9 protein-coding genes are annotated in these 9,140 nt (G+C 57.8%); 6 read left to right on the forward strand and 3 right to left on the reverse strand.

What is annotated here, in order from left to right:
- From IRZ24_RS12230 to IRZ24_RS12250, 5 genes are all read left to right on the forward strand, one after another.
- A partial coding sequence (locus tag IRZ24_RS12230) for a hypothetical protein (protein WP_297164591.1) occupies positions 1-989 on the forward strand: 989 nt, incomplete at its 5' end.
- Positions 983-1,465 carry a stage II sporulation protein M gene (locus tag IRZ24_RS12235; protein WP_297164593.1) on the forward strand — a complete coding sequence of 161 codons (483 nt, stop codon included), beginning with the start codon at positions 983-985 and terminating at the stop codon, positions 1,463-1,465. The genes IRZ24_RS12230 and IRZ24_RS12235, both read left to right, overlap by 7 nt.
- Positions 1,458-1,994: a hypothetical protein gene (locus IRZ24_RS12240; protein ID WP_297164596.1), complete on the forward strand. Its 537-nt coding sequence runs from the start codon at positions 1,458-1,460 to the stop codon at positions 1,992-1,994. The genes IRZ24_RS12235 and IRZ24_RS12240 overlap by 8 nt, the downstream gene beginning before the upstream one ends.
- A 311-nt stretch (positions 1,995-2,305) precedes the next feature.
- Entirely contained in the window at positions 2,306-2,731 is a 426-nt protein-coding gene (locus IRZ24_RS12245; protein ID WP_297164599.1) for a hypothetical protein, read from the forward strand.
- 512 nt (positions 2,732-3,243) lie between these two features.
- Complete coding sequence (locus tag IRZ24_RS12250) at positions 3,244-3,891, forward strand: TetR/AcrR family transcriptional regulator (RefSeq protein ID WP_297164602.1); 648 nt, start codon at positions 3,244-3,246, stop codon at positions 3,889-3,891.
- Between the two features lie 69 nt (positions 3,892-3,960).
- Here the strand turns inward: IRZ24_RS12250 and IRZ24_RS12255 are convergent, their stop codons facing one another.
- The gene (locus IRZ24_RS12255; protein ID WP_297164605.1) at positions 3,961-4,677 is read right to left on the reverse strand and encodes a macro domain-containing protein; all 717 of its coding nucleotides are present in this window, start codon (positions 4,675-4,677) and stop codon (positions 3,961-3,963) included.
- Positions 4,678-4,968: 291 nt separating this feature from the next.
- Between IRZ24_RS12255 and IRZ24_RS12260 the strand changes: the two genes are divergently transcribed.
- Positions 4,969-5,706, forward strand: a complete 738-nt coding sequence (locus IRZ24_RS12260; RefSeq protein WP_297164614.1) for a DUF4433 domain-containing protein — start codon at positions 4,969-4,971, stop codon at positions 5,704-5,706.
- Between the two features lie 82 nt (positions 5,707-5,788).
- On the opposite strand, the gene sufB is transcribed toward IRZ24_RS12260, so the two are convergent.
- Positions 5,789-7,195, reverse strand: a complete 1,407-nt coding sequence (gene sufB, locus IRZ24_RS12265; RefSeq protein ID WP_297164608.1) for a Fe-S cluster assembly protein SufB — start codon at positions 7,193-7,195, stop codon at positions 5,789-5,791.
- 185 nt (positions 7,196-7,380) lie between these two features.
- The coding region (locus tag IRZ24_RS12270) for a glycosyltransferase family 39 protein (RefSeq protein WP_297164611.1) at positions 7,381-9,140 on the reverse strand (1,760 nt) is incomplete at its 5' end.

Consider the following 9,140-nt stretch of genomic DNA (forward strand, 5'->3'; position numbering starts at 1 on the left):
CTTTCCATACGGCGTCGGTAGTAATCTACCCGCTGATATGGGTGCCCATATACCTGCGCCCTCTTCCTGTCCTGGCCCTCTGTCTTATTATACTTTGGGAAAGAGGTGACCGGCTGGCGAGTGGGAAGGAGGTGCCCTGGCCAGGAAGAGAGCCGGAGCCGCGTTGGTCGCGTCCGTTGCCATGCTGGGTAGCCTGGCTCCTGCGGTTGGATATGCCGGCCCTAACGGGAGAGGTCATGACTATCCGTTGGCGCCTCTCGCTGGTAGCTGAAGCCAGGGGCTATGCCCTGCGCTCTTGCCCAGGGCAGCCGCTAGCATGGAGAGAATCCGCCCAGGCCATCGGCGTGGTCTTGCTGGCGCTACTGCCCGCCTGTGGCCTCGTTCTCACAGATTTCAGACTCCTGATAGCGGTGTGCACAGCTCCCGCCCTCATATGGATACTGCTCCGCAGGCTAGCCTTTCAGCGCTACCTACGTGAAGAATTAAAGGAGCTACCCGAAGGCGTGGCCTTACTGCCGGAGCCGGCGGTCAAGCTCTTCACCTCTTATCTGCCTCAAAAAGATGCCCCGGCTTTCGCGCGTCGAACCTGGTCGGGACAACAAGAGATCTACCTTGACGCCTGGCTACAAGTACCAGTCCAGGTGCTGCAGGTGCTGCTGCTCCATGAACAGGGCCATATTGCTCGTGGGCACACGACCCTGTTGCGTAGTCTATGGGATTGCCAGCTAGGCGCGGTACTTGTGGGCCTTCTGGCTGCCGTGTGCCTACCGCAGTTCCTCGACGAGCTGAGCGGTCCTGTTGCCGCGCTGTGTCTGCTCCTCTGGAGCATGCTGCTGATGGCGCCGTTGCTGGGCAAGCTGCTCTGTCTCCGGCGTTGGGAAAACGAGGCCGACCAATGGGCCATCACTCATCTGGGGCCGGGAGCCCTGGAGGCTGCCCGTCTCTATCTCCGGCGCTGCTATTCGCTGGAGGGCGCGGCATCATGGTGACAAGAGCAGCCTTCCCCAGGCGCTATCTCTTGGAGTACGCCTTGCTAGCAGCGATCGCTCTCAGCGCGCTGATCCTGGGGGTCCAGTGGCCTATCAAAGACTGGCCGAGCGCCAGCGCCCCTAGCGGGCAGTTCTCCCTCTGGTTTATCTTGGGTAGCAATCTACTCCTGATCCTCTGCATCGCTCTAGGTAGCGCCCTGACAGGGGGCTTTGTGGGTGGCTGCGTCATCTTCGAGAATCTCTTTGTCTACGGCAGAGTGCTGCATCTCTACTGGCACGACTCACCTCTAGCTGCTGTTTTCCCCTGGTTTGAATTTAGCGCGCTGATCATTGCAACTCAGGTAGGGCTTGATCTTTTCTGGTCGCTTCTGCGTGGCTGGTCCATTCATCTAAAAACTGTTTATCTCTTATTATCCGTTTGTCTCTTCTTGCTAATGGCAGCAGCCATCATTGAAGGAGGAATATTACATGTCTGAAGAGAGAGGAAGAGCAGATTTGCAGCCGCTGGTGAAGGTGATAGGGCAGATTGGACCCGATACTCTCTTGTGTCTTGGAGCCTTGGGCGGGGCTGGGGTCTTGTTCCAGGCCGAGACCTCTCTCTCCTGGTCCATAGGGGTCATGCTGGTGGCTGGCTTACTCCTGCTCAACTTGCTGGGGCAATTGCTGCTCTTTCTAATGGCCTACAAGCTCCTGGAAAAAATCTGGTACAGGCGGCGCCAAAGGCCCTGGCTGCTTCGCTTTCCAACTGTGAGCGCGACAATACTGCGGGGATATATCCGCGCTATGGTGGGCGAGCTTGGCATTCTCTGTCTAGCAGTTGGCAGCGGTCGGCACGGCCTGGCCTTACTCTCCATCTTCAACGCCTCCTTTCCAATAATGCTCATCATTGCCACGGTCGCAACGGCGCTCTACCGCCGGCAAGAAGCGCGCTCAACGCTCCTGCAGGTCCTGTGCCTGGGCTTTGGTCTCCAGCTCCTGCTTAGTCTCCTAGTCAGACTTCTCTAGCCGCCGACTGACAATCTCATGGGACTATTGCCGCAGGGGACCTCTGCCGGCAGGGGCAGCTCCGCGGCTACTTCAGTTGAATGAAGAGGGCCTTCCTTGAAGGGAAAGGGTTGCATTGTGGTCTCGCTGTCGTTTCGTCTGCATCGTCCCGCCCTCTTCTTCTGATGCCATCCCTTTCCGACGCCTCTGTTGGGGCAACCGACTCCACCTGCGTTTATAGTGAATGGAAGCCGAACAGGAGCGTCAGCGATAGTCTAGAAGGCGCTGCCGCAGGCGCTCCTGCTGATCCGCATGGGACAGGAGACAAGGGTATGGAGCGCTCGACTCGAGAAACGCTGAGTGATCGTCAGCTTGTAGTCTGCCGCTACTGGTGGCAGGAGGATGCCCCACCATTGGCCTGGGCAGTGCCCAGACAGATGCTAGTTGCTCCCCTGGCCGGAGCGCTGATAGTCACTATCCTCGCTCTTCTCTTCTTCGTCTGGCATCTGCAGGTACTGACCTCTATCTTGTTCATCTTGCACTCACTCCTCGGAATCAGCCTCCTGCCGCGCTGGCGGCGCTACAATGGTCTCTACGAGGTGGATGCTACCGGCAGGCCGCGCGCCTTTGTCTCACATGCGCTGCTGCCCGGCCTGACGTTCAGGAACAGCATGAGCCGCAAACGCTTCCTCCAGCGCGTCTCTGAGCAGGCCGCAGGGCTGCTGTATCAGGAACAAAGGCCTGCAACGTTTCGCTAGTCGCTAGCCCGCTCTTATCGCTTCAGTTTCTCCCCCTCGTGGCGCTCTCCCTCATGTGGTCGTAGCGAGGGGGAGGACCTATCCCCAAGCTGCCTCTATGCAGATGCAGTGTGGGCCGGCACCTCTGCGGAGAAGAGCACTTCGGGTTAGCTGGCCTGGTGCTGACCCTGCCCGCCTTCGCCACCTCTGGCAGGTTACTGTTCCTGACCCAGTGAGTGCCTTCCATGTGTTGTCAGGCGGAGGCTGTCGCAGGCGGGGTGGCGCTCATGCTGCTCGTCCCGGCCCGACTCACCTGGCTTAGCTCCATTGTTGTTCTCTGTCTCACTCAGTGAGCGCCTCGGTTCCAAGCCACCGGTTGCTGTGACCGTCCTGGCAGGCGGGACCTTGCTGGCCTTCCTCCATCTGCCAGGGCAGGGTTCCAGAGCATGCTATCCCTGGGGTCAATCTCAGCGGCGGGCTTGACGCCTGATGAGCCACCTACTACAATGGAAGCGAGGGGGGGCAGTCAACGCATGATCATACCCGAATCTGCGTCAGATTCCGTACAACGCCGACCTGGGCGCCCGCGGAGTGTCCAAGCTCACATAGCCATCCTCAACGCCGCTCTGGAGGAGCTGGCCGACGCTGGCTATCAGGGTATGACTATCGAAGGTGTGGCGGCGCGGGCTGGCGTCAGCAAAGCCACTATTTACCGCCGCTGGTCCTCCAAAGAGGAATTGATCATCGAGGCCGCGCACCGCATCTACACGGACATCCCGATCATCAACACCGGTCACCTGCAGCGCGACTTTGTGGCCATCTACACTCTAGCCTACCGTGCTCTCCAGCAGAATCCCTTTCTGCAGCGGCTGTTCTTCCGCGCCATCGGCGAAGCCCATGCGAACCCCGAGATCTACCGCGCTTTTGTCGAGCGTCTCTTTGCCCCGCGCCTGCAGCAATTTATCGAGCTGATCAGAGAGGCGCAGGAGCGTGGAGAGCTGCGCCGTGACCTTGACCCCTGGCTCGTCATTGACCTTATTGCCGGTCCTCTGTTCTATCATCTCATGCTAGGCCCCCTGGCGCCGTCGCAGCCGCCGCCCTTAGATGAGAGCCTCATCGAGCGCCTGATCGAGGCGGTCTTTCTGGGCCTGGCCCCCAGATCGGCGGCCTCATCCTCTTAGCGTGAGCTTTATGAATTGATCCCTGCCCCGAGAGCTACGCCCTCGCTATCGCGACTGCTTGGGACGCCATCAACTGATCTGGTTGCGGAGAGCCTGCTCACGCCGCCGCCAGTAATCCTTGATGCGCTTCAGAGAGATCTTGGCCAATCCCTCGATCTGCTCAATCTCTGCAAAGGTGGTAAAGGCAGCACTGGCTCGTGCTCTGGCAACCTTACCGGCCTCGCGATGGCTCAAGTGTAGCTCTGCCTCTAGACGCTCGCGAGAAAAAGCTAAGCTATTGAACTCTTCTAGAATCACGGCCTCTGGCGAGCGAGGCTGCGATGGCGCGTAGTACTCGGTATCACCTGGCTCAATGAAAACCCACACCTCGATAGAGAGCTGGCTCAAATAGCGAGCCATCAGCGGCCCTACCTGATCCCAGGACAGCTTGCCGTTCTGGGTGCCGAGTTTGGGGAAAGCAATGCTCTGAATTCCCCAGCGTTGATAGTGCTTCACCAGGTAGCGCAGGCCCGCCTCGATATATTCGAGTTTTGAAGGGCGGCGCCAATCGTTTTTGGTGGGAAAATTGAGTATCCAGGGCTGACTCTCGCGATAAAGGCAGGGCTTGCCAATGCGCAGCTCGCCGGTCTGGCATTGCTGCTGATAAACAAGGAACATAGACGGATAGCGCTGCCTGAAGGTAAGCGCCAGGCCTTTCCCCATGACGCCCTTACAGTTGACAGGATTAACAAGCACCTGGACCCTGGCCTGCAAGAGATCCCCTCGCTCATAGCGAATGGCAGCCATATGGTCCTCCTTTCTCGGCTCTCTTCTACTAAAGAAGCGTCTGAGGTCTTGTCGGCGTCACATACCAGTACTATGCAGCCCCAGACCCAGGTCAGAAAGCGGCCCTGATCTGGGCGATCACCTCATGATTTTGCACCAAAATAGAGGCCCGCTTTTATCTGGGAAAAGCCCCCGCGTTTTTGGTTGTGATGAATACACATATAATAATGTATATGCTAGTCATGGCTTACTCCCATTATGAGAGGAAGCAGGTAGATAACCATGAGTTACCTGGATGGCCATATTTATCATATGACAATACTGCAGAATCTGACCAGTATTATCATGCTGGAAGGATTGTGGTCAAGGGAGTTGCTAGAAATTTTTGGTTATAGAAGTGTATCTATAGCCAACGAAGAAGTTCAGAGCCTAAGGCGCCGGATTTTTATCTGTGAGAGAACGCCAGAAGGGGAACAAAGACGATCGCTCCTCAGCTACGTCCCCTTCTATTTTGCCCGGCAGCCGCCGATGCTCTACATACAGTACAAACTGGGGAGGCAAGATAACATCTTGTTATTCGAAGTCCAGAGGCGCATCATTTGCGAAAAAGGAGTGCTCTTTAGCGATGGGAACGCAGCCAACCAGCAGCTCTCGGCGACCGGTGACGAGTGTGTCTATATTTATCCGGCGCTGAAGGTGGGGCAGCAGTGCATTCGCCGTTACGATTCAGGGAGGCCGCTCGGCACCAACCCCCATTGTTCGGCGATCTACGGTTCGCCTGCATGCCTGTGCCTCTTACCGTGGGACATCATCAACCGTCCTGGCCAGAGAGAGGATGAAGAGAGCAAGCGACAGCGTCATGCCGAAGTGCTGGTACCCGACTATCTTCCCCTAGAAAGAGTAGTCCGCATTGCAGTCAGCACGCCGGCCATGCTCCAGGCCATTCGTGAAGAGATCCGGGGTTTGTCATGGAAGGCTAAGCGTCTGCTTCCCCCAATAGAGTATGTGCCCGAACTATTTTATCCGGTCCGGGAGGAGCAAGAAAGATAAAGGGCCATCGCCACAGGAGGACGATGACCCTGACTGAACTGGGAGCTTCTGGCTGTCGACCAGGGGCGGCCAGCCGAAGGCATCAACCGACGCTGCCCGACATCTCCAACTGGATCAAGCGGTTCAGCTCGACCGCGTACTCCATCGGCAGCTCCTTCGTGATCGGCTCAATGAAGCCATTCACGATCAGCGAATAAGCCTCCGACTCGTCGAGGCCGCGGCTCATCAAGTAGAAGAGCTGATCCTCACCGACCTTCGAGACGGTAGCCTCATGGCCGATCTCCGTCTCATTATTCTCGATACGCATCGTGGGATACGTATCGGTGCGAGCCCGCTCATCCAGCAGCAGAGCGTCGCAGCGCACACTGCACTTCGTATGATGGGCCTCTGGATTCACGCGTACCAACCCGCGATACGAAGCGCGGCCTGTACCCTTCGAGACCGACTTCGACAGGATCTGTGAAGTCGTGTAGGGGGCGAGGTGAGTCACCTTCGCACCGGCATCCTGATGCTGCCCGTCGCCGGCGAAAGCCACCGACAGAATATCGCCGCGCGCGCCCGGCTCCATCAGCAGGACGGCGGGATACTTCATCGTCACCTTCGACCCCAGGTTGCCGTCGACCCACTCCATCGTTGCATCGGCGTAGGCGGCGGCGCGCTTCGTCACCAGATTATAGACATTCTTCGACCAGTTCTGGATCGTCGTGTAGCGCACGCGAGCGCCGCGCTTCACAATAATCTCCACGACGGCGCTGTGGAGGCTATCGGTCGAATAGATCGGAGCCGTGCAGCCCTCCACATAGTGGACGTACGAGCCGGGTTCCGCAATAATCAGCGTGCGCTCGAACTGGCCCATATTCTGGGCATTGATGCGGAAGTATGCCTGAAGAGGAATCTCGACGCGTACATTCTCCGGCACGTAGACAAAGCTCCCGCCGCTCCAAACCGCGCTATTGAGCGAAGCGAACTTATTATCGGAAGGCGGGACGATGGTCCCAAAGTACTCCTTGACGAGGTCTGGATAGAGACGCAGGGCGCTATCCATATCCATGAAGATCACGCCCATCTTCTCCAGATCCTCACGGACCTTATGATAGACCGCCTCGCTCTCGTACTGGGCTGTCACGCCGGCCAGATACTTGCGCTCCGCCTCTGGGATGCCCAAGCGATCGAACGTCTCCTTAATCTCGGGCGGCACCTCGTCCCACGAGCGGCCCTGCTCCTTGACTGGCTTAATGTAGTAGTAGATATCGTCGAAGTTAATCCCCGAGAGGTCTGCGCCCCAGGTAGGCAGAGGCCGCTTCAGAAAGAGGTCGAGGCTCTTGAGACGGAACTGGCGCATCCACTCAGGCTCGCCCTTCATCTCCGAGATTTGCTCGACGACCTCGCGGCTCAGCCCCTTCTTCGACTTGAAGGCATAATTTTCAGGTACATGGAAGCCTGCAGTATATCTCGGCTCGGCTGTACCGAAGATCTCTTGCGTGCTCATATCACATCACCTCAGTGTGGCGTCGAGACCTCTGCCTCACACATGAGGAAACAGCGCCACCTCGATCAATCCTTACTCAAACACTCGGATTTGCTCCTTTAATTATACGGCCCGTTGTGAGGGCCTGTCAAGGCCACTATGGAGAGCACCGACCGGCTTACAGAGCTACTGACATCCTTCTTGCTCTAAACCGCAGTCTGATAGAGATAGACATGGGCCGTGCTAGTAGCGAAAGAAGCCAGCAAGCGGTAGTGGGAAGAGAGCCAGGCCACGCTAACCTGAGCGAGCTGCACGGCTGCCGCATCGGGGAGACGCGCAGTGACATAGAAAAGGCGAGTATGCTGGCTGGCATAGGCAGCCAGAGCAGACGGATCAGTGGCCTGCCGAGCCTTCTCAGTGCCTAGCGTGACGCGCGCCACATTGTACGGCAAAAGGTCGTACTCCACCCAATGGAAAGCGCCGGGCGAATCGCTATCGAAGTGGGCCAGCGTCGGGGTCAGCGAGAAATAGTACTCGAAGGCCAGAGCGCAGCCCTGACCGTTATCGTAACAGACCAGCCCATCGCCTTCCTGATAATGCGCGGCCACCCACAGCGCGGCAGCGCGCCAGCTCTCCTGCTCGGCATGAGCATAATAGTAAGGCATATGGTAGAGCGCAAGCCCAACCAGCAGCAGGGCCAGAACCGTGCGCGGCAACCGCCAGGGAAGCATACTCAGACCGACTACTGCTAACAGGAACCAGGCGGCCAGGACCGAGACCAGATAACGATCGAGGAAGAGATGGATCGATACCTGAGTAATGGCATAGCTTAACAAAATTGGAATGAGGAGCCAGCACAGCAAGACAAAGCTCAAGGCGGCGAGCTGCTGATTGTATTGCCACTGTGACTCTATCATAGCCGTCCCCTGCTCGGCAGCGGACAATTCGGCTGGTCGTCGTGCTAGCCTCTGTCCGAGTCGGGGGAGCCTGGGGGAGAGACTGGCGATACCGATCAGCAGGCCCACAGCGATAAGGGCTGTCAACAAGGCCAGATAGATGCGGCCAGAGTCGGCGAAGGTCAGGAAGAGGTGCAGCAGATCGCGCGGCCCCGGAATAGGAATCCACTCAGTTTGTGCCCCGACGCGGCTCAGAATCAACATCGGAGTCACAAGCAATGTGATGGCGGCCAAACTCAGGAGCAACGGGCCCAGCAGGCGCCGCGTCGCTACCCGCCAGGGCGTAGGCAAAATCAAGAGACCCAGCAACGCGCTTCCCTGGGCGCTCAGAATCAACAGGCTGAAGAAATGAGTATAGACCGCCAGTGTCATGGCCACAACGTAGCACAGCAGCCAGGGTCGGGCACGCTCCGGTTGCCTGAGCGCCGTGAGCAGAGCATACCAGCCGAGCGTCAAAAGGAGGAGCTGCAGACCATAGGCGCGGGCGTCCTGAGCGTAGAAAAGCTGAAGAGTACTGACCAGATAGAGGAGAGTAGCGCAACAGGCCAGAAAGCGATCGAGGAAACGACGGGCCAGGAGAAAAACGAGCGCGGTAGCGGCAGCAGCGCAACAGGCGGAGGGCAGGCGGACGATAGCCTCCAGAGGAGGGAGACCAATCAGAGCTGTCAGCCGGAGCCAGCCGTGGAGCAGCAGATAGTAGAGCATCATATTGGGCTGGCTCGTGGTAATGATCTGCCAGAGCGTTGGCAGCGACTGCGAAGCCCGTGAGACTGAAAGCAGCTCGTCGAACCAGAGGCTGGGCGCGCCCAGCCGGTAGAGACCTAATGCCAGGGCTAGCAGGGCTAGCACGGTCGCCAGGGTCCCTTCGCTTCTCAGCGAACGCCAATAGGAGGAGAGACGACCACTCCGTGAGCGGGTCACTGGCTGAGCCGCTGTTTTCTCTCCAATGAAAATTTTACTTACATATGATGAGCATGATTTTAAATAAGAGAAATGCATATCTTTGGATA

Origin of the sequence: Thermogemmatispora sp. (assembly GCF_019683755.1) — a bacterium.
In the GTDB taxonomy this organism is placed as follows: Bacteria; Chloroflexota; Ktedonobacteria; order Ktedonobacterales; family Ktedonobacteraceae; genus Thermogemmatispora.

What these genes read in the sequence shown, in the direction of transcription:
- IRZ24_RS12250 (WP_297164602.1), top strand. Translation starts at nt 3,244, where the DNA reads ATGATCATACCCGAATCTGCGTCAGATTCCGTACAACGCCGACCTGGG.
- IRZ24_RS12260 (WP_297164614.1), top strand. Translation starts at nt 4,969, where the DNA reads ATGACAATACTGCAGAATCTGACCAGTATTATCATGCTGGAAGGATTG.
- IRZ24_RS12245 (WP_297164599.1), top strand. Translation starts at nt 2,306, where the DNA reads ATGGAGCGCTCGACTCGAGAAACGCTGAGTGATCGTCAGCTTGTAGTC.
- sufB (WP_297164608.1), bottom strand. Translation starts at nt 7,195, where the DNA reads ATGAGCACGCAAGAGATCTTCGGTACAGCCGAGCCGAGATATACTGCA.
- IRZ24_RS12255 (WP_297164605.1), bottom strand. Translation starts at nt 4,677, where the DNA reads ATGGCTGCCATTCGCTATGAGCGAGGGGATCTCTTGCAGGCCAGGGTC.
- IRZ24_RS12235 (WP_297164593.1), top strand. Translation starts at nt 983, where the DNA reads ATGGTGACAAGAGCAGCCTTCCCCAGGCGCTATCTCTTGGAGTACGCC.
- IRZ24_RS12240 (WP_297164596.1), top strand. Translation starts at nt 1,458, where the DNA reads ATGTCTGAAGAGAGAGGAAGAGCAGATTTGCAGCCGCTGGTGAAGGTG.